This window comes from Chryseobacterium sp. Leaf201, assembly GCF_001421435.1.
Classification (GTDB): domain Bacteria; phylum Bacteroidota; class Bacteroidia; order Flavobacteriales; family Weeksellaceae; genus Chryseobacterium.
This window is the reverse complement of the sequence record NZ_LMKA01000060.1, coordinates 17,430-39,102: the sequence shown is the minus strand read 5'-3', so window position 1 is coordinate 39,102 and position 21,673 is coordinate 17,430. Positions and strand designations below refer to the sequence as shown.

The 21,673-nt window shown below is 40.5% G+C and carries 25 protein-coding genes; 7 read left to right on the top strand and 18 right to left on the bottom strand.

All coding sequences use genetic code 11. The features are described from left to right. Positions 1-30 precede the first annotated feature (30 nt). From hutH to ASE55_RS07285, 7 genes are all read left to right on the top strand, one after another. The gene (gene hutH, locus ASE55_RS07315) at positions 31-1,551 is read left to right on the top strand and encodes a histidine ammonia-lyase (protein WP_056217235.1); all 1,521 of its coding nucleotides are present in this window, start codon (positions 31-33) and stop codon (positions 1,549-1,551) included. A 78-nt stretch (positions 1,552-1,629) separates the two neighbouring features. Then, on the top strand, positions 1,630-2,361 hold the full coding sequence (gene fabG, locus ASE55_RS07310; RefSeq protein WP_056217232.1) for a 3-oxoacyl-ACP reductase FabG: 732 nt from the start codon (positions 1,630-1,632) through the stop codon (positions 2,359-2,361). A 93-nt stretch (positions 2,362-2,454) separates the two neighbouring features. Beyond that, positions 2,455-3,675, top strand: a complete 1,221-nt coding sequence (locus ASE55_RS07305; RefSeq protein ID WP_056217229.1) for a beta-ketoacyl-[acyl-carrier-protein] synthase family protein — start codon at positions 2,455-2,457, stop codon at positions 3,673-3,675. Between the two features lie 3 nt (positions 3,676-3,678). Then, positions 3,679-3,933 carry an acyl carrier protein gene (locus ASE55_RS07300; RefSeq protein WP_056217226.1) on the top strand — a complete coding sequence of 85 codons (255 nt, stop codon included), beginning with the start codon at positions 3,679-3,681 and terminating at the stop codon, positions 3,931-3,933. A 99-nt stretch (positions 3,934-4,032) separates the two neighbouring features. Then, on the top strand, positions 4,033-4,917 hold the full coding sequence (locus tag ASE55_RS07295; protein WP_056217223.1) for a lipid A biosynthesis acyltransferase: 885 nt from the start codon (positions 4,033-4,035) through the stop codon (positions 4,915-4,917). A gap of 220 nt (positions 4,918-5,137) precedes the next feature. Then, the gene (locus tag ASE55_RS07290; RefSeq protein WP_056217219.1) at positions 5,138-6,673 is read left to right on the top strand and encodes a phytoene desaturase family protein; all 1,536 of its coding nucleotides are present in this window, start codon (positions 5,138-5,140) and stop codon (positions 6,671-6,673) included. Next, positions 6,666-8,360: a C45 family autoproteolytic acyltransferase/hydolase gene (locus ASE55_RS07285; RefSeq protein WP_056217216.1), complete on the top strand. Its 1,695-nt coding sequence runs from the start codon at positions 6,666-6,668 to the stop codon at positions 8,358-8,360. Before ASE55_RS07290 ends, ASE55_RS07285 begins: the two co-directional genes overlap by 8 nt. Positions 8,361-8,431: 71 nt before the next feature. On the opposite strand, the gene ASE55_RS07280 is transcribed toward ASE55_RS07285, so the two are convergent. The 18 genes from ASE55_RS07280 to ASE55_RS07195 all read right to left on the bottom strand — a co-directional run bounded on the left by ASE55_RS07280 (position 8,432) and on the right by ASE55_RS07195 (position 21,588). Next, positions 8,432-9,622 (bottom strand): DUF2062 domain-containing protein, encoded by a 1,191-nt coding sequence (locus ASE55_RS07280; RefSeq protein WP_056217213.1) that lies wholly within the window; start codon positions 9,620-9,622, stop codon positions 8,432-8,434. Between the two features lie 4 nt (positions 9,623-9,626). Further along, positions 9,627-10,103, bottom strand: coding sequence for a hypothetical protein (locus ASE55_RS07275; protein WP_056217210.1), 477 nt, complete (start codon positions 10,101-10,103; stop codon positions 9,627-9,629). Then, a complete protein-coding gene (locus ASE55_RS07270; RefSeq protein WP_056217207.1) occupies positions 10,100-10,480 on the bottom strand; it encodes a 3-hydroxyacyl-ACP dehydratase in 381 nt (126 codons plus the stop codon). Before ASE55_RS07270 ends, ASE55_RS07275 begins: the two co-directional genes overlap by 4 nt. Before the next feature lie 2 nt (positions 10,481-10,482). Further along, on the bottom strand, positions 10,483-11,088 hold the full coding sequence (locus tag ASE55_RS07265) for an outer membrane beta-barrel protein (protein WP_056217206.1): 606 nt from the start codon (positions 11,086-11,088) through the stop codon (positions 10,483-10,485). 4 nt (positions 11,089-11,092) lie between these two features. Beyond that, positions 11,093-11,644 carry a hypothetical protein gene (locus ASE55_RS07260; protein WP_238585011.1) on the bottom strand — a complete coding sequence of 184 codons (552 nt, stop codon included), beginning with the start codon at positions 11,642-11,644 and terminating at the stop codon, positions 11,093-11,095. 49 nt (positions 11,645-11,693) lie between these two features. Then, positions 11,694-12,320 (bottom strand): LolA family protein, encoded by a 627-nt coding sequence (locus tag ASE55_RS07255; protein WP_056217200.1) that lies wholly within the window; start codon positions 12,318-12,320, stop codon positions 11,694-11,696. Next, complete coding sequence (locus ASE55_RS07250; protein WP_056217195.1) at positions 12,313-13,068, bottom strand: polysaccharide deacetylase family protein; 756 nt, start codon at positions 13,066-13,068, stop codon at positions 12,313-12,315. The genes ASE55_RS07255 and ASE55_RS07250 overlap by 8 nt, the downstream gene beginning before the upstream one ends. Before the next feature lie 102 nt (positions 13,069-13,170). Continuing rightward, entirely contained in the window at positions 13,171-14,232 is a 1,062-nt protein-coding gene (locus tag ASE55_RS07245; protein WP_056217192.1) for a beta-ketoacyl synthase N-terminal-like domain-containing protein, read from the bottom strand. Further along, positions 14,229-15,428, bottom strand: a complete 1,200-nt coding sequence (locus ASE55_RS07240; protein WP_056217190.1) for a beta-ketoacyl-[acyl-carrier-protein] synthase family protein — start codon at positions 15,426-15,428, stop codon at positions 14,229-14,231. Before ASE55_RS07240 ends, ASE55_RS07245 begins: the two co-directional genes overlap by 4 nt. Before the next feature lie 84 nt (positions 15,429-15,512). Continuing rightward, positions 15,513-15,770, bottom strand: coding sequence for a phosphopantetheine-binding protein (locus tag ASE55_RS07235; RefSeq protein ID WP_027387024.1), 258 nt, complete (start codon positions 15,768-15,770; stop codon positions 15,513-15,515). A 105-nt stretch (positions 15,771-15,875) separates the two neighbouring features. After that, on the bottom strand, positions 15,876-16,415 hold the full coding sequence (locus tag ASE55_RS07230; protein WP_056217189.1) for a hypothetical protein: 540 nt from the start codon (positions 16,413-16,415) through the stop codon (positions 15,876-15,878). 29 nt (positions 16,416-16,444) lie between these two features. Then, the gene (locus ASE55_RS20065) at positions 16,445-16,723 is read right to left on the bottom strand and encodes a type II toxin-antitoxin system RelE/ParE family toxin (RefSeq protein ID WP_128414521.1); all 279 of its coding nucleotides are present in this window, start codon (positions 16,721-16,723) and stop codon (positions 16,445-16,447) included. After that, a complete protein-coding gene (locus ASE55_RS07220) occupies positions 16,720-16,971 on the bottom strand; it encodes a hypothetical protein (protein ID WP_056217183.1) in 252 nt (83 codons plus the stop codon). Before ASE55_RS07220 ends, ASE55_RS20065 begins: the two co-directional genes overlap by 4 nt. A 39-nt stretch (positions 16,972-17,010) precedes the next feature. Then, entirely contained in the window at positions 17,011-18,159 is a 1,149-nt protein-coding gene (locus ASE55_RS07215) for a beta-ketoacyl synthase N-terminal-like domain-containing protein (protein ID WP_056217180.1), read from the bottom strand. Beyond that, a complete protein-coding gene (locus ASE55_RS07210) occupies positions 18,156-18,599 on the bottom strand; it encodes an acyl-CoA thioesterase (RefSeq protein WP_056217177.1) in 444 nt (147 codons plus the stop codon). The genes ASE55_RS07215 and ASE55_RS07210 overlap by 4 nt, the downstream gene beginning before the upstream one ends. Next, complete coding sequence (locus ASE55_RS07205) at positions 18,574-19,845, bottom strand: ABC transporter permease (RefSeq protein WP_056217174.1); 1,272 nt, start codon at positions 19,843-19,845, stop codon at positions 18,574-18,576. Before ASE55_RS07205 ends, ASE55_RS07210 begins: the two co-directional genes overlap by 26 nt. Continuing rightward, positions 19,832-20,590: an ABC transporter ATP-binding protein gene (locus tag ASE55_RS07200; RefSeq protein WP_056217173.1), complete on the bottom strand. Its 759-nt coding sequence runs from the start codon at positions 20,588-20,590 to the stop codon at positions 19,832-19,834. Before ASE55_RS07200 ends, ASE55_RS07205 begins: the two co-directional genes overlap by 14 nt. A gap of 2 nt (positions 20,591-20,592) precedes the next feature. Then, a complete protein-coding gene (locus ASE55_RS07195; RefSeq protein WP_056217170.1) occupies positions 20,593-21,588 on the bottom strand; it encodes a BtrH N-terminal domain-containing protein in 996 nt (331 codons plus the stop codon). Positions 21,589-21,673: the final 85 nt, after the last annotated feature.

Sequence of the window (21,673 nt, the reverse complement as noted above, 5' to 3'; positions counted from 1 at the left end):
TACAAAATTATCTTACTATTACTTTAATTAATGAGAATAAATAACTTTTTAGAACTGAGCGACTTCAAAAAGGTCATCATTGAAAATGAGAAAATAGAACTGGATGAAACCCTTCTGGAAAGAGTGGATAAAAGTTTTCAGTTTTTGAAGGAATTTTCAAAAAATAAAGTAATATATGGTGTGAACACAGGTTTCGGGCCAATGGCTCAGTTCAAAATCAGTGATGAAGATACGCACCAGCTTCAGTATAATCTAATAAGGAGTCATTCTTCCGGAATGGGAAACCCTCTTCCTGCAGCAGAAGTCAAGGCTTCTATGCTGGCAAGGCTGAACACTTTGTCTCTTGGGAATTCAGGCGTTCATCCTTCCGTAGTTATTTTGCTTAAAGAATTAATAAACAGGGATATTACACCGTTGATTTTTGAGCATGGAGGCGTGGGAGCCAGCGGAGACCTGGTTCAGCTTGCCCACCTTGCTTTGGTTTTAATTGGTGAAGGAGAAGTTTTTTATAAAGGAGAAAGGAAATTAACCAAAACGGTTTTTGAGACCGAGAACCTGCAGCCGATCCAGGTGGAGATCCGTGAAGGACTTGCCTTAATGAACGGGACTTCCGTAATGTCAGGAATCGGTATGGTCAATGCCCATAAAGCGAATCAGCTGACGGATATTTCCGTTAAACTGTCCTGTGCCATCAATGAAATTGTTCAGGCGTACGATGATCACTTTTCTGAAGTACTGAACGGGACAAAGCTTCATGAAGGGCAGCGGAAAATTGCCGCAAAAATGCGCGAACATTTAGCAGACAGCCAGCTGATCAGAAAAAGAGCAGATCATTTATACACCCGTTTTGAAGAGCAGGAAAAAGTATTCAAAGAAAAAGTTCAGGAATATTATTCCCTGAGGTGTGTCCCGCAGATCTTAGGACCTGTCTTGGATACACTGGAATATACGGAGAAAGTGCTTGAGAATGAGATTAATTCAGCAAATGACAACCCGATTATCAATGTTGAAGACCAGCACGTTTATCATGGCGGTAATTTCCACGGAGATTATATTTCTCTGGAAATGGACAAGCTGAAAATCGTGGTAACAAAATTGACCATGCTGGCAGAAAGGCAGCTGAACTACCTTTTAAATGCCAAGATCAATGAAATTTTTCCTCCTTTTGTCAATTTAGGCAAGCTGGGATTTAATTTCGGGATGCAGGGTGTACAGTTCACGGCGACCTCTACAACGGCTGAAAACCAGATGCTGTCTAACCCGATGTATGTTCACAGCATTCCTAACAATAATGACAATCAGGATATTGTAAGCATGGGAACCAATGCAGCCGTAATCTGCAGAAAAGTGATTGATAACGCCTTTGAAGTATTGACTATTGAGGCAATTACCATTGTCCAGGCTATTGAGTATCTTGGGTATCAGGATAAGATCTCGTCTGCGACCAAAGAGCTGTATGACGAAGTAAGGAAAATTATTCCGGCTTTTTCAGATGATATGGTGATGTATCCTTATCTGGAAGAAGTGAAGAATTATTTAAAATCGCTGTAACTTTTCCTCTGATGAATGGTCTTAACTGAGTAATTTAAGACTGGGAAAAAACGCAAAAACTAAAAACAAACAGAACACATGAAATGTGCAATCATAACAGGCGGCTCAAGAGGAATCGGAAGTGCCATCTGTATAAAACTCGCGGAAGATAAAAAATATCATATCCTGATCAACTATACTTCAAATGAAGCGGCGGCAAGAGAAACACTGGCTAAAGTTGAAGAATTGGGTTCTACCGGGGAAATTCTTAAGTTCGATGTAGGAAATGCAGAGGAGACCCAAAAGGTTTTAACACAATGGCAGGAGGCCCATCCTGATGATGTGGTGGAGGTGATCGTAAATAATGCAGGGATTACCAGGGACGGTTTATTTATGTGGATGCCGAGTGAAGACTGGAATGCAGTAATCAACACCAGCCTGAACGGATTCTTTAATGTAACCAATTTCTTTATCCAAAAACTGCTACGTAACAAATACGGCAGGATCATCAACATGGTTTCCGTATCCGGAGTGAAAGGAACGGCAGGCCAGACCAACTATTCTGCAGCGAAAGGGGCTTTGGTAGGCGCTACAAAAGCTCTGGCACAGGAAGTGGCGAAAAGAAACATCACAGTAAACGCTGTAGCACCTGGTTTTATCAGGACGGATATGACCCAGGAATTTAATGAAGATGAATTAAAAGCAATGATCCCTGTTAACCGGTTCGGGGAAGCTGAAGAAGTAGCAGATCTCGTAGCGTTCCTGGCTTCTAAAAAATCATCTTATATTACAGGGGAAGTAATTAATATTAACGGAGGAATTTATTCGTAATAGTGAAATAATGTAGCAATATAACAATTTACAAGTGTACCGATTAAAATTATTGTTACATTGTTATACTGATACATTGTTAAATTTAATGACATGGAAAACAGGGTTGTAATTACCGGAATGGGAATTTATTCCTGCATCGGGACTTCTTTGGAAGAGGTAAAAGAATCTCTTTATCAGGGGAAGTCCGGGATTGTTCTGGTGGATGAAAGAAAAGAATTCGGCTTCAGGTCAGGGCTTACCGGCGTAGTTCCGAAACCGGACCTGAAAAACCTTCTGAACAGAAGGCAGCGCGTAAGCATGGGCGAAGAAAGCGAGTATGCGTATGTCGCCACGCTGGATGCATTACAGCAGGCAGATATAGACCAGGATTTCCTGGATCATAATGAAGTCGGGATTTTATACGGAAACGACAGTGTTTCGCAGGCCGTGGTAGAATCCATTGACATTGCAAGAGAAAAAAAAGATACCACTTTAATAGGTTCGGGAGCGATTTTTAAATCCATGAACTCTACGGTGACCATGAACCTTTCCACCATTTTTAAACTGACGGGGATTAATCTCACCATCAGTGCAGCCTGCGCAAGCGGTTCCCACTCATTAGGCCTGGCTTACATGATGATAAAGAACGGCTTTCAGGAGATGATTATTTGCGGCGGGGCACAGGAAACCAATAAATATTCCATGGCCAGCTTTGACGGGCTGGGCGTTTTTTCGGTTCGGGAAGATGAGCCTGCAAAAGCCTCAAGGCCTTTCGATTCCGGAAGGGACGGACTGATCCCAAGCGGCGGGGCCGCATCCCTGATTGTTGAAAGCCTGGAGTCTGCTCAGAAAAGAGGTGCACATATTATTGCCGAAATTGTAGGGTACGGGTTCTCCTCAAACGGAGGCCATATTTCCACTCCTAATGTGGACGGTCCTGCATTAGCCATGGAACGGGCTTTAAAGCAGTCCGGATTAACAGCGGAAGACATTGATTACATTAATGCCCATGCAACCTCCACGCCGCTCGGTGATGCCAATGAGGCCAGGGCGATTTATGAAATTTTTGGTGGCGGGGTTCCGGTAAGCTCTACAAAATCCATGACCGGCCACGAATGCTGGATGGCAGGGGCAAGCGAAGTGATCTATTCAATCCTGATGATGCAGAATGATTTCATCGCACCGAATATCAATCTGGAAAACCCTGACGATGAGGCTAAAAAGATAAATCTGGTTGCTGAAACAAAAAGTCAAAAAATTGATGTATTTTTGTCCAATTCTTTTGGATTTGGGGGAACCAACTCTGCATTAATCGTTAAAAAATTTAAATAAAACATGGAAAGGGAAAAAATTGTTGCGCTGGCCAACGACTTTTTGGTTAATGAATTTGAAGTTGACGGCGATGAAATCAGCAATGAGGCTAATTTTAAAAAAACGCTGGGCTTAGACAGCCTGGATTATATTGATCTGGTAGTGGTCATCGAATCTAATTTCGGAGTGAAGCTGGGCGAGGCTGATTTTAAGCAGATCATTACTTTTGAAGATTTCTATTCAACCATTGAAAATAAAATCACTGAAAAAAACGCATAACTATCGATAAAAATTTACTCTGAATTAAACATCCAATAGACTGATTAACGGTCTGATGCTCTTATTTTAAGTCAACTGATACATTGCTGAATTGATACTATGAACAAGTGGAAAGGTAAATCTAAAGGGACTATTTTAGGATACAAGATATTCGTGTGGTGCATTAGAAATATCGGGGTAAAGAGTTCATATGCCGTACTTTACTTTGTGGCTGCCTATTATTTCCTGTTCGAGAAAAAGAGCAACCGGTATATTTCACATTACTTTAGAAACCGCCTCAATTACAGTTCCCGCAAAACAAGAATTTCAGTATTCAGGAGTTACTTTACTTTCGGCAAGGTCCTGATTGACAAAACCGCAATCTCTGCCGGGTTAAGAGATAAATACACCTATGAATTTGACGGTATTGAAAACCTCAGAAACCTTCTGGCAGAAAAAAAAGGCGGCGTCCTGATCAGTGCACATATCGGGAATTTTGAAATAGCGGAACACTTTTTTGCAGATATCGATTTTGACTGCCAGATTAACCTGGTAACAACAGACCAGGAAGTAACGGTTATCAAAGAATACCTTGAACGCGTTTCCGTTAAGAAAAGCAACATCAAATTCATCTATGTAAAAGAAGATATGTCCCATATTTTCGATATCCATGAGGCATTATCTAAAAATGAACTGATCTGTTTTACCGGCGACCGCTATTTCGAAGGCTCAAAATATCTGGAAGGAGACCTGCTCGGCAAAAGTGCAAAGTTTCCTGCCGGCCCTTTTCTGATTGCTTCGAGGTTGGGTGCTCCGGTAGTGTACGTGTATGTGATGAAAGAAAAAAATCTTCATTACCACTTGTATGCAAGAGTTGCACAGGATGTTAAAAAGCGCGATGCGCAGGGCCTTTTACACTCGTATACCCAAAATCTTGAATCCATGATCAGGAAATATCCCCTTCAATGGTTCAATTACTTTGATTTTTGGGATGATATTGATTAAATTTCCTACTTTTACTTCCTGAAAAACTAATATGTAAAACTCAGAAAATCAGGAACAGAATTATAATCAGCCCATAATTTTTCATTGGTAACCTATTGGTATCCAAATCGTTTTTGTTATTTAAAAGAGATATGCGGTAAGCCGGATGCTTTAAGCAGTATAAAGGACTGTATAATTTAATTCCCGATTGATTTCTCAACTATAAAAGAAAACACATTCCTTGAAAAAAGAATTTGACATACTGGTAATCGGCAGCGGATTGGGCGGGCTCGTTTCGGCTCTTATTCTGGCCAGGGAAGGCCTGAAAGTCTGTGTGCTGGAAAAAAACAACCAGTATGGCGGGAATCTGCAGACCTTTTCCCGGGACAAGCTGATTTTCGATACCGGCGTGCATTATCTCGGCGGACTTTCCGAAGGGCAGAATCTCCAACGTTTTTTTTCCTATCTGGAAATCATGGATGATCTGGAGCTTCAGAAAATGGATGAAGACGGCTATGATAAAATTACTTTCGGGGACGATGAAACTCAATATCCTCACGCCCAGGGCTATAAAAACTTTGTTGAGCAGCTGTCAGCCTATTTTCCTGAAGAAAGGGATAATCTTGAAAATTACTGTGAAGAGATCCAGCGGGTCTGTAACCAGTTCCCGAGGTATAATGTAGTGGGCAAAGACCGGTATAATGAAGAAATCCTCCACTTAAATACCAAAAGGTTCATTGAGTCGCTTATTTCAGACAGAAAACTGCAGGCGGTATTGCTGGGATCCAATTTTTTATACGCGGGCAATTCTGAAAATGTCCCGTTTTACGTCCATGCCTTAACGGTAAATTCTTATATCCAGAGTGCTTATAAATGCATAAACGGAGGAAGCCGGATTTCAAAACTGCTGATCAGGAAGCTGCGGCAGCACGGTGCTGAAGTCCATAAACATGCTGAAGTTTCCCGATTAATTTTTGATCATCATCATCGCATAACAGGGGTTGAAACAAAAGCAGGAAAAGCATATTCGGCGAAACAGTTTATTTCCAATATTGAAATCCGTTCAATGATCCGGCTGATTGGCGAGGAACACCTGAAAAAATCGTTTCTGAACAGGGTTTTAAGCTGGGAGCCCGTTTCCTCATGTTTCAGCGTTTACTTTGTGTTAAAGCCTCAGACCATTTCTAATTTCAATTACAATATCTATCATTTTTCATCACAGGAACAGGTCTGGAATGCATATCACTACGATAAAAACTCCTGGCCGGAAACGTATATGCTTTCCTGCACGCCATCCGGGCACCATCCCGGGTTTGCAGAGAGTCTGACCGCTATTTCCTACATGGATTTCGATGAGGTGAAAGAATGGGAAAAAACCGTTAATACCGTAACGGAAGATCAGGAAAGGGGAATATTATACGACAGGTTTAAGGCAGAAAAAGCAGAAAAAATGCTGAGTGCGTTAGAGAAAAAAATTCCGGATTTAAGAAAGTCCGTAAAGCGGATGTACACTTCTTCACCCTTGTCTTACCGGGATTACATCGGAAGCTTTGAAGGCAATATGTACGGTTACATCAAAAGCTCGGAAAACCCTTTAAAAACAATGGTTTCTCCGCGGACCAAGATTGATAACCTTTTTCTTACAGGACAGTCCGTAAATATGCACGGGATTTTAGGCTGTACCATCGGTGCTTTCAATACCTGCGCTGAAATTCTGGGCAAGGAAGTGATGGATGATCGGTTAACACAAATGCTTAATAAAAATAAAAGTGAATAACACCAACCGGCACTTTAGCCTAAAGCATACGATAAAAGCATTATTTTACGCACTGATTATCATTCATCTTACATCATGCGGGATAAAGAAATCCATACGGCATATTCCTGATGTACAACCGTATGCTCTGGAAATTCCTAAGGTTGATAAAATTAATGATTCCACATTCAGCTTTAAGCAGAACTACCTGACCAAAAATAAGCAGCAGCTCTGGGAACTGTACATCAGAGGGAATCCTTTGCAGCTGGGTTATAACAATGGTGCACTGACTCAGGGCTTAATGCAGAAGCAGGAAGAAATTTTTTTTTCAAAAGTGGAAAGTCTGGTACCGTCAAAGTTTAAACAAAACTTATTGCGGGATTTCCTGAAATGGTATAACCGGAAAATGTATCTGAATGTCCGCGGAGATTTTCAGGCGGAGTTATACGGATTATCCCGGTATTCATCAGACCGGTACAATTTTATCGCTCCCCAATACCTTCGTACTCTGTATCTTCACGGTGCCCATGATATCGGCCATGCCATGCAGGACCTGATGATGGTAGGCTGCACTTCGCTGGCGGTCTGGAATGAAAATACCGAAGACGGTGATTTGCTGATCGGGCGTAATTTCGATTTTTACGCAGGGGATGACTTTGCTAAAAATAAAGTAATCGAATTTGTGGAACCGGAAAACGGAATCCCTTATATGTCGGTAAGCTGGCCGGGAATGATCGGCGTGGTTTCAGGGATGAATAAAGAGGGGATAACGGTAACGATTAATGCCGGAAAATCAAAAATCCCGTTAGCCGCCAAGACACCGATTTCTCTGGTCACCAGAGAGATTCTGCAATATGCAGCAACCATTGATGAAGCAATAGCCATTGCGAAAAAAAGGAAAGTTTTTGTATCCGAATCCATCATGGTTGGAAGCGCAAATGATAAAAATGCCGTGGTAATTGAAGTTTCTCCGGATCATTTCGGGGTCTACAGGGTTCAGAATTCAGGTAAGGTGTTCTGTACCAATCATTTTCAGTCTGAGGCATATGAAAATGATAAAAGGAACCGGAAACATAAAATAGAAAGCCACTCGGAATACCGTTATGAAAAGCTTCAGGAGCTTTTACAGAAAAACAGAAAACTGAATCCTGAGAAAATGGCTTCGGTCCTGAGGGATAAATTCGGGCTGAAAGGTGAGAAGATCGGCTACGGCAATGAGAAAGCGATTAACCAGCTCCTGGCACATCATGCCGTAATTTTTTCACCTCAGAAAAAGCTGGCGTGGGTTTCATCGGATCCTTATCAGCTCGGTGAATTTGTGTGTTATGACCTCAATGAAATTTTTTCTGATAAAAGATTAAAGAACGGTACGTTTTCCAGGTCAGATTTAACTATTGCGAAAGATCCTTTTGCAGATTCTCAGGAATTTAAAAATTATGAAGAATACAGAAAGCTGAGTTCCCGGATTGAAGATGCTGCTGATGATAAAGGAAAAAGACTTTCTGAAGAAGTTATTGCACATTATCAGTCATTAAATTCTGATTTCTGGCTGGTTTATTATCAGGCCGGAAAGTACTATTTTAATCAAAAAGAATACTCCAAAGCAAAAGCCGAATTTGAAAAAGCGTTAGCTAAGGAAATTACCACAGTCCCGGATAAGGAAAATGTTGAAGAATATGTAAGGAAAACATTAAAAAAGCTGAGGTAAGGATCGTTCTTTATGCCTGCTCAGGCTTAATTCTAAATAGATTTCCACCAGATACGATGAATATAAAAAACTTACTTTAACGTTTGGTTATTTTCAGGATTCACCTTGTTCAGGAAAATAAAAACGGCAATCCATGAAACAGCAGACATGACCGTTGCTAAAATCATGCTTCCGATGATATACTGCACGAGGTTGTTTTTTATCAGTTCAAAATTCAGGTTCTGGCTCAGGATGTTGCTGTTCCCTTCTACAAAAGGCGAACCTAAAAACAGTGAAGCAGCAATGATAAAAGGGATAAACGGCGGTAAGCTCACATTGGAAGATACAAAAGCCAGAACTTTATTCAGCTTGAACAATATGGAAAGTGAGATCACCAGAAGCGTATGGAATCCCCAGAAAGGCGAAAACCCGATAAATACACCCAGTGCAATGGAAAATGCCTTTGTACGGTTGCTTCCGTCGCTCTGCAGTACATCTTCCTTAATAAATCTCTTAAAGCTTTTCTTTTTAAAATTATGTATAAAATTCCTCGGGATAATGTAAACCAAAGTGATAGCGACCAGGATGGTATTGAGAATGCTGATCCTTGTAAAATCTTTGAACGGCCGGAAATGCGAGACCCTCTCCGCAGGATCATATAATACCTTCACCGGAACATTTTTTACCGGAACGTGCCTCCATGCTGTCCTTACAATAATTTCAATCTCAAATTCAAATTTCGGCGTAAAATATTTCTTAGGGATTCTGTGCAGAGGGTAGAGCCGGTAGCCGGATTGTGTATCTTCAAGCCTGATTCCTGTTTCAAACCAGAACCAGAAATTGGAGAACCGGTTGCCAAAGCTGCTTTTTTTCGGAATGCCGTCCTGAGACATATTCCTGTTCCCGATAAGCAGAACATCCTCCTGCTCATTCAGCAGTGCCTCTATAAAAACCGGGATGTCGTCAGGATAATGCTGGCCATCCGAATCAATGGTTATGGCATAATCATAACCGGATTCTTCAGCTTTCCTGAAACCTGTTTTAAGAGCATTTCCTTTCCCTTTGTTTTCGGGTAGGCTAACTGTTGTAATCTGAGAGTAACTGTTTAAAAGCTGAGGTGTGTCATCGGTGGATCCGTCATTTATCACAATGATGGCATCAGTGTATTCCAATACACCATTAATAACCCGGTTCAGGGTTTTTGCGTTATTGTAGGTCGGAATTAAAACACAGATTTTCTTTTCAGAAATCGCCTGTTGTACTTCAGCACGGGTCCGGATCATTATTTTATTTTAATGCTGCCCGCTCCTGAGGCGTAATCGTCTTGGACTGTGCCGCAAATCTTTTGATATAATTTTTCAGCGCAGCGCTTTGTTTTCCGTAATTGTTAAGAATATAGGTTTTATCTTCCTTCAGGCTTCCCCTGTATCCTACAATTTTCGGGATGTTTTCCTGGATGCTTAACCGGATTACCCTCAGCTCAATATCAGAAGGATGAGCTTTGATAACGCTTTCCAGGCTTGTGGCTCCGGATTTTACAATTGCTTTCCTGTTGGTTTTGGCCACTTTCGCTTTCATAATCTGTGCAGCCGCTTTATAGCCCTGTATCACAGGATCAGAGCCGGATGTCTTTTCAGCCAGGGCGATGAAAGCTTCTGTACTTGCATTCGATGAGTTTGCTTTGGCATAGCCGTTTCTCAAAGGTTCAAGACCCGACTGGAAGAAAAGAAACAAAGCGGTAAGTAACGAGAAAATAAGCTTCATGATGACAATTTTTGATAGTTAACTGACATTTTTAATGCAATAGTCCCGCCAAAAGACGTGGTATTCTTTACCTTAACATGATCTTCATCTTCGTTAATGTCCAGTTGAAGTTTCAGCTCAGGGGTTTCGTAAGGATTGATAATCGCCATGAATTTTACGTTGGAGGCCGATTTCAGAAATAATCTTTTACCGGTACATTCTTCCGTCAGTTCTTTTACAATCTGCATCATACAAACGCCCGGTGTTACAGGATTGCCCGGAAAATGCCCTTTAAAGATATCATGATCTTTGTTCAGCGAAATATGGGCAATGAAGCTTCCGTTCTCTGTTTTTTCGGATGAGTTTAAATGGTAAAAGTCTGTAAGAATGGTCTGCATAATTATTTTTTCATGTTAAATGTATAATAAACGCCTGCCTGGAAAAGCACGTTTGTATGATCTTCGCTCGTGGTTTTTATCTGGGAGACAAGCCCTTTTTTGAACCGGGCTTCAATCCCGAAACGGTTTGTGACGTCATATCCTGCGCCCACAATAAACCCGAGATCTGTTTTGTTTTTATTATACGGATAAAAGTTTCGGTCGTCAATAAGGAAATCGATGCTCATACCCGCCTGAAGGTTGAATTTCCGGAGATGGAATTTATTGACAGCCTGCAGCGAAATAAAAGAAAGTTTGGATTTAATTTCACGGTCACTTGTTTTCATGATCGAGCCCTGTCGGGAATAATTGATTTCCGGCTGCAAAGCGTATACTTTTGATATCCTTATGTTGCCGTAAATACCCATATAAAAATCTGTAATATAGCTTGTTGTGATTCGCTCCTGATCTTCCCACTTTTCGTCATTCTCAAACCAGTTATAAAATCCGCCGTCTGTCTCCGTGAATTTCGCAAAGTTTACCCCTCCACGGATTCCGGGACTAAAAGTGACCTGCCCGAAAGACAGGGCTGATAGGAAGAGGATGAGTAAAAAGGAGATTTTTTTCATGCTGTTATTCTGTTTCGGTGATCTGGTTTAGTTTGATCGTGATTTTAAAATCTTTATGCTGAAGATGTAAGCTGTCCGCGAAGATATGTTTTTTTGCATCAAAAGTAAAATCGATTTTTTCCCTGTTGTTTTTTGTGTAAACCATTTGTTGCAGTAAGCCGTTTTCTTTGCTGAAGAAAAGGTAATAGGCTTTTCTATCAGTCTTTGAAAGGTAAATTTTAGAATTTTCGTTTTCAAAAGTTTCGGTTACGGGATATTGTCTTCTTAAAAGTTCCTGAAAGTCATTTTTCAGGAAGTTGATAACGATTTTTTTATCAAGATCCGGAAGAACGTAATTAAGTTTAAAGTTGTCTCCTGAAATTTCAAAATCAATTAATTTATTTCCGAAATCTGAAGTTAACACCACGCGGTGCGTCTGTTCAGTAAGCTTCTTAATTATCAGGATGCCGCTTACGTGGTTTTTATAAATATCCATCCGGCATTTATAGACATAGTCTTCCCGAGAAGAAAAGTACAGGTTTTCAACGGTTTTTTCAGTATTGGGAATTGTATTCACATTGTTTATCCGGTAGGTTGTACAGGAAAAACAAAACAAAAGGATCAGGCTATAAACTGAAATCTGAAGCAGAAACCGGCGCATTGATTTTGGTATTTTTGAACATGATATTGGTTGTATCTCCTGAAGCCTCCGTCATATTCACCTGCGAAACGGCCGACTGGTTTTTAGGGAAATGAAGTTCGATCTGCTTAATGTATTTCAGCAGCTGTGAAGATTTCGGGGTGAATCTTGCCAGGTTGGAAGTCCCGTTCTTAAAATAGGCTACGGAAAACTCCGGGTCATTGAACATCTGTCCGTTTGAACTTCCTACAATCAGTTTATTGATCTTTTCAAATGTTTTGCTTTTTGCATCCACAGAAGACTTTTTACCTTGGTCATTGATGAAAATTTTATTGTCCCTGAAAACAATGCTGTACTGGTAAGGCTTTGTGTATTTCCAGCTCAGCATATTCGGTGTTTTTAGCGTCATTTTTCCGTACGTGACAATGCTTTTATCCAGGAAATCCATTTTCTTGGTCTGGGTAAAATCGCTCTGCAGGGTTTTTATTCCTTTGGTTTCAGATGAAATCCGGGAAACAAATGCTTTTGCTTCAGCTGCTGACATCGCCGTGTTCTGGGCAAAAAATAAGCCTGATATTAATAAAAATGCTCCGAATGCAATATGCTTAATCATTATTTTTAGATTTAATTATTGAATCCACGGTAAAGGCTGAATACTTTTGATCCTTCAAAAATAGCAATAAATCCACTAAGACATTGTACGTTTTTTCCGAAGTGTCGTGAAGCAGAATGATGCTTCCTTTTTTTAAGCCTTTTGTAACTTTCCGGTAGATTTTTTTCTCATCTTCCGTTACCGTGTCCAGAGAGCGCACATTCCAACCGATGCTTATCTTACCTGTTTTTTTTATGGCTTTGGCAATATTCGGGTTGGTTACCCCAAACGGAGGCCGGTATAAACCGGTTTTGATGTTTCCGGTTTTGGATATTATTTCGTCACACGCTTCAATTTCTTTTACCATTTCCGGTGCAGATAAAAACCCGGTATTGCGGGCATGGGAGAGGGTATGGTTCCCGATGCTGTGGCCTTCATCAATAATTCTCCGGAAGGTCTCAGGATATTGTTGAATCTGTTTCCCGATGCAGAAGAAGGTAGCTTTTACATCATGCTCTTTTAAAAGGTCTAAAAATCTTGGGGTCAATGCAGTCGGGCCATCATCAAAAGTTAAGGCCACTTCCCTGAGCTTTGTTCTTTTATGCGTAATGCTGTTAACAAAATATCCCAGTTGAATATCAAAAGAACCCCAGACGATCACAAAACAAAACATCAGAAAGCAGAATACATAGACCCACAGGCTTGCCTGAAATGCGTAAATAAAAGCATTGCAGAAAAGATAAAATAAAATAAACGGGTAATGCTTCATTTTGTATTTTTTATGAATTGAATTTTAAACTTTCTGTATGGATGTGAAATATTAACCAGTCCGAAATTTATGAAGAAGTTTCAATTGCCTATTGAGTTGGATCTAAACCCTTTCCAATAAAACCAGGCTGTGATCATTTCCGTTTAAATGATTATACAACATGATATTTTTAATTCCGTCTTTTTTTACCGCATTGATCGTCATGACTTCCGGAATTTCCTGGTTTTTTAGAATATGGCAGGCCATAAACGTTGAAAAACCGCTTGCAGTATTGAATTCGCCACTCAGGTGCTTGTAATACAGCAATGCCGAGTTTTCAAATAATTCCGCTGCTTTGGTATAATAAAGATCAGTTTTCGCATCCCCGCTGAAACCTAAAACAACAGCATCAACCTCATCAGGGACTACATTGTTTTTCGTTAAAAAATCTTTAATAAATTTTTGAGTGCCTTCTGCATCCAGTGTATTGATGATCCCGATATCTTTTAATTCAGCGTAAGATGTTTCTGTTTTATCTTTCCCTAAAACAAAAAAGCTTGCTCCCTCGCCCCAAATGACTCCATGGGTTGTGGAATTTAAGTAATCAACCGGAAGGTTTTCTTCTTGCTTAATAATGTTCTTTAATTTGTACAGTTCCATAACCCTGTCGGTCTGTTCATCCGTAGAACCTGCCAGAACCGTTGAGGCCTCGCCGTCATTGATCTGCAGCTTTGCATCCAGAAATGAAAATTCCAGTGACGAAGAAGGATTTACATACGTAAAATTGTAAGCATGGCATTTCAGGCCTAACGCAATCTGCCCGGCCACCGTATTATGGGTAGACTGAATAAAGAACGTAGGGGTAAGAAACTCTTCATTGTTATTCAGGACGTTTTTCAGGAATCTTTCAGAATCCTGTGCACAGCCGATTCCTGTTCCCACAATAATTGCATCGGGATTGTCAATTCCTGCTTCTTTCAAAGCGTAGTGAGAGGCTACAGAACTCATTTTTACCGTTCTGGACATTCTCCTGATCGCGGCCGGCGGAATGAATTCCTTATAATTGGGTTCCACCGCCTTTAAAACCTGAACTGAATTCTCCGGCGTTAAATTCCGGAAAAAATCAGGATTTAAAGTGTCCTGGGCTGAGATACAGGCAGCACTGTTGATGTAAACTCCGCTCATGATTCTGAAAAAATTAAAGTTGAACAGTTTCCTCCAAAACCGAATGAGTTGGAAAGCACATGGCTGATACTCTTCTTTTTCAATTCAGTAACAGGAGTCAGGTCGAATTCCTGCATTTTTGTCTTAAAATTCAAATTTGGGAAAATGACATTGTTTTGAATGGCAAGTAATGAGTATACGGCTTCAATTCCAGCCGCCGCAGCCAGCGTGTGGCCGGTAAATGCTTTTGTAGAGCTGAATTCCGGAACCCGGTTCTCGCCGAAGATCCTGATCATCGCAATCCCTTCCGATAAATCATTATTCGGGGTTGCCGTTCCGTGAACGTTGATATAATCAATTTGTTCTTTTTCCAGGCCTGAGACTTTCAGGGCTTTTTCCATTGCCAGGAATGCACCCTGTCCGTCTTCCGAAGAAGCGGTCTGGTGGTGTGCATCGTTTGCATTTCCATAGCCGGAAAGATAACCTAAGACTTTTTTATTCTGTTTCTGTACAAGTTCATCAGATTCCAGGACGATATAAGCTGCTGCTTCACCGAGATTCAGGCCCTTCCGGTCATTGTCAAAAGGGGTATTGTAAGAATCTGTAAGGATCATCAGGGTATTGAAACCGTTCAGTGTAAATTTTGAAAGGGCATCGGTTCCACCGACAATCACACGGTCCAGAATACCGTTTTTAATGAGTTTTGCCCCCATCATAATGGCATTGGCAGCTGAAGAGCAGGCCGTACTGATGGTGGAAACCATACCTTTTAATTCCAGGTAACTGGCAATCATCAGTGAGGAGTTTCCGGCGTCATGGGCGTCGATATATTTCTGCTGTTCAGGGAAATCCTCGTATCGGTAGAAATATTTTTCAGTGATGTCCATTCCGCCTACACTGGTAGAGGAAATCAAGCCGGTTCTGAATTCGTTGATATCTGAAATCCCGGCACTTTCTACTGCTTCCCTGGCGGCAGTCATTCCTAATAAAGCGGTTCTCGTGGCATTGCTGCTTCCGTCTAACTGAAGTTCCTGCATCAGCTCTTTATTAGAACGTTTTATCTCGCCTGTCTTAATGTGCCCTGCATGGCGGGTCTCAAACAGTTCAATGTCTGAAATCCCGTGTTTCCCGGTTATTAACGAGTTCAGGTTTTCCTCCACATTGTTTCCGATGGAAGAAATGATACCCATCCCGGTAATGGCAATTTTGTGACTCATTCTATTTATAGTATAACAATGTATCAATTTAACGATGTATCAATATTGGAACCTGTCAAATTGGTATATTGCTCAATTGAATAATTATTTCGTTCGGTTGTCTTCAATAAACTTCGCCATGGTGTCTATCGAAGTGAAGATTTCTTTTCCTTTTTTAGGATCGGCCAGTTTAATTCCATATTCTTTGTCAAGAAGAACAATTAATTCAAGAGCGTCGATAGAATCAAGGCCGAGACCTCCTCCGAACAACGGATCCGTATCTTTGATTTCTTCTACTGCAACGTCTTCAAGGTTAAGGACTTCAATAATTTTGTGCTTTAATTCTTCTCTTAAATTTTCCATAAAATAAATTTCATTTATAACGTATCAATGTACCTGTTTAGCAATATGACAATAGTTGTCAGTATTATTAAAATCGGTAACCCGATAATTTTTTATATTGTTAAATTACGTAGTCAGCAAATATACAAAAGCTTTATAACTTTCCTGATACAATTCTACCCAGCCGCATAATACCTTTTCAGCCTTCCCGGAATGCAGGATCTGTGCTGCATAGTCCGTTAAGAATCCTTCATCATATTCATCCAGTACAAAAAAGGCATTTTCCGTCTGCATTTTATGCCTGATACTGATCTCGCCTACACAGATATTCGGTAAAGTATACACAAAAACGGCAGGGCTCGGGAAATAGTTTTCCCGGACATTGATGCTTTCCTGATATTTGAAATCCGTATCCAAACTGGAGGACCGGTTGCCGAAAACCAAAGCTGTCCCGGTGTGGTCTTCATCTTTTAAAATCATTTCAGAAGCAAGAAAGGCCAGCTTGCTCAGGTTATCCATTTTGTGAAACTTCGGATAATTCAATTGCAGATTTTTGTAAGCTTCTTTGGCAAAATCTGAAAAATTTCCGGACGGGCTTTCAAAAACAGTTTGTCCGTTGACAGTTATTTCTGAATTTTCTATGGTGCAGGTATCTGTTTTCTTCATTGATGGGTTTTGAGGTCGTACTAAGGTTTTCACTGAGGATTTTGAGAGGTGTTGAAAACAGAGAAAACGACATTTTCACTTTCTATAATTTCATGAATGATCACGTAGGAGAATTTTCGTATAAAGGCTTCGCTAAAATTTCTTTTTTTAGCAGGAAAATGGAATGGATTATTTTGAATTCTTAAAAAATATAACTCAGCCTGCTGTATGAATTTTTTACCAAGTCCACTCTTATGGCTTCTATACCATAAAGCAGATTCAATTAAATCAGTTTCAGCATTTGCAGATAGAGATAGATGATAAATCATAATTTTTTCATCAGTCTTTCCTTTATTTCTTCCCAGGACGATGTTTTTAATTCTCCGTTCAGATATTTTCCGCGTTCTTCCTTTATTTTGTCATAAACATAATCCGGAACCTGAGGGTAATCTGAAGATGCTAAATCGGGATTTTTCTCTTCCGCATCAATTATCACATTGAAAATACGAAGAATACGTTCATCGGCGTCCTCTCTATATTCGTGGATTTTCTTCCTTATTTCTGAAGTAGACTGCATTTCCTAAAACTTTAATTCTATCAAAATTACAAAATTATTTTATGTTTTCTCCAAAACAACCGCCGCATTACAGCCGCCAAAACCTGAAGCTGTTTTCAGGATATATCTGATTTCTGCAGGCCGGTTTTCGGTAATAATATTCAACGGCTGGGAAATTCCTACTTCTTTAAAATTTTTCGATGGAATTAACGTCCCGTGAATTGAACTTTCCATAGAAATAATACTTTCCAAAAGTCCGGAAGCCCCTAAACAGTGCCCGTAATAGCCTTTCATGCTGTTTAAAGGAATATGCTGTAATCCCATTCTGTTAAAGGCAATGGATTCCATTTCATCATTATATAAAGTGGCCGTTCCGTGGGCAGAAATAAAATCAATCTCTTCTGCTGAAACTTTGGCTTCGGTCATCGCATTTCTAATGCTTGCGAACAATCCGTCACCGGTTCTTGATGGCCCGGAAATATGGTTGGCATCATTGATGGCAGAATCTCCGGAAACTTTAAACCTGAATTTTTCATTCTGGTATAATCCGGAAGTGATGTATACTGCAGCGGTAGCTTCACCGAGATTGATTCCGTTGCGGTCTTTATCATAAGGTTTGCAGGGATCTGTTCCGATTGCCTGAAAAGAATTGAACCCCGAAATCACAAATTCTGAAATCTCGTCTCCGGCAACAATAAAAGCATCGTTGTATCTTCCGGCCAGGATCATATTTTTAGCAACGGCAATGGCCATTACACCTGAAACACAGGCATTGGAAATTACAATCGGTTTTGTTTTAAATCCGAAAAAATCAGCAATTTTCTTGGCAAGATCGGAAAGGTAAACACCTTCGGGTAAAGTATTCTGATTTTTTAACAGGCTGATGTTGCCTTTGGTTGTTGATAAAATAAATGCCGTTTCCTCTGTGATGTTATGTCTTTCAGTCAGCGGTTTCAGGCTCAGCAGGAACATTTTTTCCAGTCTCGTGAAATCTGAGCTGTCATGGTGAAACCCGTTGAAGACGCTGTTAAATTCTTTTTCCAGACTTTGAGTATCAACCATAGAAGCATAAAACGCATCATGGTTTTCTATGATTTTATGTAAAGCTACACCCGATTTCCCTTCCAGCAGGGCGTGCCAGTTGGATTGGACATCAAAGCCCAAAGGCGTGACACAGTTATAGTCTGTAATATAAATATCCTTCATCATGACAGCCCCATTTTATCTTTCCAGGCCTGAAAAAATTCAGGATTGTACAGGCATAGATTATTATCAGCATCCAGGAAGACCTGAATGGTTTCCCCGCGGCATACCAGCGTATTATCATTATTGAAAAGCTCGTATCTGTACATCAGTTTTGCGGCGTTTGAATTTACAAAAGTAGTAACCACACGGAATGTTTCCCCGTATTTTAACGGAAGAAAATGTTCACAGGTACTTTTTACAATCGGTGTAACATATCCGGCTTTTTGAATATCAAGATAGGTAAGGCCGTGCTGCCTCCCGAAGGCTTCCCTGCCGTCTTCAAAATAAACAATATAATGCCCGTGCCAGACAATTCCCAGCGGATCTGTCTCGTTGAACCTTACCCGTACTTCTTCCGTACAGCTTAACTTTTTTTCTTCAGACTGCATTTTGTTTTCTTTCATAAAGTAATGAAACAGCAACCATGGCTATATAAAATAAAAATAAGGAAATAAGCTCGGTGGCAATACCGCCGATTCCGCTGTTCCTTAAAATAATGTCGTAATATGCATTCAGCCCCCAGTTCATCGGGGAAAGCTTTGCAACATTCTGCATGAACTCAGGCATTAAGAATACAGGTACCCAGATTCCTCCGATAGCGGCCAAAACAACCACTGAAGTCGCCCCAAACGGAGCCGACTGTTCCTGTGTGTTCGCAATGGTACCTAATAAAACACCGAAACCGATGGCTGCCAATCCTGCAAAAATGGTAACCACAATCAAAGGAAACATCTTTCCGGTGACATCAAACTGCGGCAGATCCATATACGGGAAGAGATAAATCCCTACGGCCACCATCAGCAAGAACTGGATGACACAGATAATCAGATAGGTAAATGTTTTCCCTAAAATATGCACGAAATAAGGAGTCGGGCTGATTCTTGCCCTTACACTTGTTCCCTGGCTTTTTTCTTTAACTAAATTAATAGACAAAGGCACAACAATAAAAAAGATGGCGAACAGGGCCCACGCCGGAACGTTGTGCTGAACGGAATTCGGCATCAGGTCCATTTTATCTTTTTTAGGAGTAATCTCTTTAAACCCGATTAAATTTTTGCTTTCCTCAAGATTTTCTGTTGTTCCCAGCTGGTCCTGGAATGCTTTGTAAATTTTTTTGTTCTCGATTTCAAAAATCATTTTATTGATCGAGTTCATCACATTGTTTTTAAAGCCGATATTGGTTGCGGGATCAAAGTACAAATGGATGTCTTTGGCTTTTATAATAATTTTTTTCTTTGCAGAGGCAGAATCAGGCTCTAATCCGAATGAGCTTACAATGGCCTGTACTTTAGAATCGATATTTAAGTTTAAATCTTTCGTTAAATTTTCCGGGATGACAATCGCCATCTGGTAATCTCCTGAAAAAACGGCATCCCGGGCAGATTTTTCATTATTCCTGCTTATCAGCTCGAAAACTTTACTGTTCTCAAGTTCCTGCTTAATGCTTTTTGAAATTTCAGATTTGTCATTATCAATAAAAATAACCGGGATTTTTGTGCCCTCCAGATTTTTAAAGGTAGAATCCTGAATCAGGGTAATGGTTACAATGAGCAGCAAAGGCATCACGAAAATAATGACAATCCCTCCGATATCCCTTTTCAGCAAAAGGATTTCCTTAATGAAGCTTCTCCACAGTTTATACAACAACATCTCTTAATTCTTTTCCGGTTAATGAAATGAAAACGTCTTCCAGGTTTTCAGCATGGGAAATCCGGGTCACCAGTTCTTCCGGTGTTCCGGTAGCGTGAATTTTTCCATGATCGATAATGGCAATCTGGGTACAGAATTCCTCTGCCTCCGAAAGGTGGTGCGAAGTATAAATAATGCACGTCCCCTTTTTATTCAGATTCTGGAGGTAACTGATGATTACTTTTTTAGACTGGACGTCCACACCTACCGTAGGTTCGTCCAGAAACAGGACCTGCGGGGTGTGTAGGGTAGCTGCAATTAAATTGCACCGGCGCTTCATTCCTCCTGAGAACTGTTCTAATTTTTTGTCAGCAAATTTAGAAAGGCCCATGATTTCCAGGGATTCATCAATTTTGCTTTTTAATTGTTTATGGCTTAATCCGTAGAGGCTCCCGAAATACATCAGGTTTTCTTTAGCGGTCAGGGTAGGATAGAGTGCATATTCCTGCGGAACAATACCGATGATCTGTTTCAGTTTAAACCCGTCCTTATGTAATGATAAGCCGTTGATTGTAAAACTTCCTGAAGTGGGTTTTATCAGTCCCGAAAGCATGGAAATCAAAGTTGTTTTCCCGGCTCCGTTCGGTCCGAGGATTCCGTAGATTTCATTTTTTCCAATGTTCAGGGAGATGTCATTGACGGAAAAATCTTCTGCGTTTTTATATTTTTTATATAAATTTTTAATCTCAATGCTGTGTTCTGCCATGATCAGATTGCTTTTCTCAGTTTTTTATAAAAAGCTTCTTCCAGATCTGCAATATGAAGCATTGATTTTGAAAGGTTGTTATAAATATCGCTTTTCGAGTTCCTGTTTTTGTATACCCTTGCAATATCTACGGCAAAATCCCTCCAAAGGTCGCCGATTGCGGTAATTTCTTTGGAAAGTTCTTTCAATTGGTCGTTTTTGAGGATTACGGCCGCTTCCTGTAAAAATGCACCATAGATAAACCTGAAGCCTCCGCCGCCGGTCCCGATTTCCTCCTGCATCCTGATCAGCTGTCCCAGATAGTGGTTGGTGGTTTTTGTCCCTTTCTTTTCAGCCCATTTCGGGATGTTTTTGGCGACCCAGCGTATCGCTTTTACTCCGATAATCGGTACCGGGGCAAGCATATTTTTACAGGTATCTTTAATCCCTTTTTTAATAGCTTCCTCCAGATTTACGTTTTCCGGAATATAGATTGGGTAGTACATATGGCCTTTCGGGGGAAGTGCACCTTTGGCATACCTTACTTTTTCCAGTTCCGCTTCGGAGAGGGAAGTCACATAATCCATTACAGGATCACTGATTAAAAACTTACCGTCTTCTTTTCCGTACACGACCAGATTGTGGGCATTGAAATGAAATTTATATTCTTCAGGAAAGTAGGTGAGATTGAAAACCCCTACCTGCAGCCCTGTCGGGATATTGTTTTCAAGATTTTTTTCCAGGGCTTTCTGAGCTTCCTGAGGATCGGAAAATTTTACTCTTTTTATTTTAATCCCCAGACGCTTTGCCGCTTTGCTGAAAATAGCACCCGGCATAGGGCGGTAGCTGAACCCGGGAGCGAAGTTTACTTTTAAAAAAGGGAGGTATACAAAGAACAGTCCAGAACCGATTCCGAAAATCATAGGTTCACTGAGTTTCAGGCCTTTGTTAAGCAGTAAATTAGAGGCGACACCGTTCTCGCAATGCGCAGTCTGGTGGTGTTCAAAATTAATTTTCATTCGTAACTCTTGGTTTTTTTTATAAGCCAAATGAATTCATTTATTCATTCACAGCTCTGTCTTCCTGGCGGTTAATCATGTTAAA

Bases quoted from the DNA above. Each gene is read 5' to 3' on its own strand.
- hutH (WP_056217235.1), top strand. From the start codon at position 31: ATGAGAATAAATAACTTTTTAGAACTGAGCGACTTCAAAAAGGTCATC.
- fabG (WP_056217232.1), top strand. From the start codon at position 1,630: ATGAAATGTGCAATCATAACAGGCGGCTCAAGAGGAATCGGAAGTGCC.
- ASE55_RS07305 (WP_056217229.1), top strand. From the start codon at position 2,455: ATGGAAAACAGGGTTGTAATTACCGGAATGGGAATTTATTCCTGCATC.
- ASE55_RS07300 (WP_056217226.1), top strand. From the start codon at position 3,679: ATGGAAAGGGAAAAAATTGTTGCGCTGGCCAACGACTTTTTGGTTAAT.
- ASE55_RS07295 (WP_056217223.1), top strand. From the start codon at position 4,033: ATGAACAAGTGGAAAGGTAAATCTAAAGGGACTATTTTAGGATACAAG.
- ASE55_RS07280 (WP_056217213.1), bottom strand. From the start codon at position 9,622: ATGATCCGGACCCGTGCTGAAGTACAACAGGCGATTTCTGAAAAGAAA.
- ASE55_RS07275 (WP_056217210.1), bottom strand. From the start codon at position 10,103: ATGAAGCTTATTTTCTCGTTACTTACCGCTTTGTTTCTTTTCTTCCAG.
- ASE55_RS07270 (WP_056217207.1), bottom strand. From the start codon at position 10,480: ATGCAGACCATTCTTACAGACTTTTACCATTTAAACTCATCCGAAAAA.
- ASE55_RS07265 (WP_056217206.1), bottom strand. From the start codon at position 11,088: ATGAAAAAAATCTCCTTTTTACTCATCCTCTTCCTATCAGCCCTGTCT.
- ASE55_RS07255 (WP_056217200.1), bottom strand. From the start codon at position 12,320: ATGATTAAGCATATTGCATTCGGAGCATTTTTATTAATATCAGGCTTA.
- ASE55_RS07250 (WP_056217195.1), bottom strand. From the start codon at position 13,068: ATGAAGCATTACCCGTTTATTTTATTTTATCTTTTCTGCAATGCTTTT.
- ASE55_RS07245 (WP_056217192.1), bottom strand. From the start codon at position 14,232: ATGAGCGGAGTTTACATCAACAGTGCTGCCTGTATCTCAGCCCAGGAC.
- ASE55_RS07240 (WP_056217190.1), bottom strand. From the start codon at position 15,428: ATGAGTCACAAAATTGCCATTACCGGGATGGGTATCATTTCTTCCATC.
- ASE55_RS07235 (WP_027387024.1), bottom strand. From the start codon at position 15,770: ATGGAAAATTTAAGAGAAGAATTAAAGCACAAAATTATTGAAGTCCTT.
- ASE55_RS07230 (WP_056217189.1), bottom strand. From the start codon at position 16,415: ATGAAGAAAACAGATACCTGCACCATAGAAAATTCAGAAATAACTGTC.
- ASE55_RS20065 (WP_128414521.1), bottom strand. From the start codon at position 16,723: ATGATTTATCATCTATCTCTATCTGCAAATGCTGAAACTGATTTAATT.
- ASE55_RS07220 (WP_056217183.1), bottom strand. From the start codon at position 16,971: ATGCAGTCTACTTCAGAAATAAGGAAGAAAATCCACGAATATAGAGAG.
- ASE55_RS07215 (WP_056217180.1), bottom strand. From the start codon at position 18,159: ATGATGAAGGATATTTATATTACAGACTATAACTGTGTCACGCCTTTG.
- ASE55_RS07210 (WP_056217177.1), bottom strand. From the start codon at position 18,599: ATGAAAGAAAACAAAATGCAGTCTGAAGAAAAAAAGTTAAGCTGTACG.
- ASE55_RS07205 (WP_056217174.1), bottom strand. From the start codon at position 19,845: ATGTTGTTGTATAAACTGTGGAGAAGCTTCATTAAGGAAATCCTTTTG.
- ASE55_RS07200 (WP_056217173.1), bottom strand. From the start codon at position 20,590: ATGGCAGAACACAGCATTGAGATTAAAAATTTATATAAAAAATATAAA.
- ASE55_RS07195 (WP_056217170.1), bottom strand. From the start codon at position 21,588: ATGAAAATTAATTTTGAACACCACCAGACTGCGCATTGCGAGAACGGT.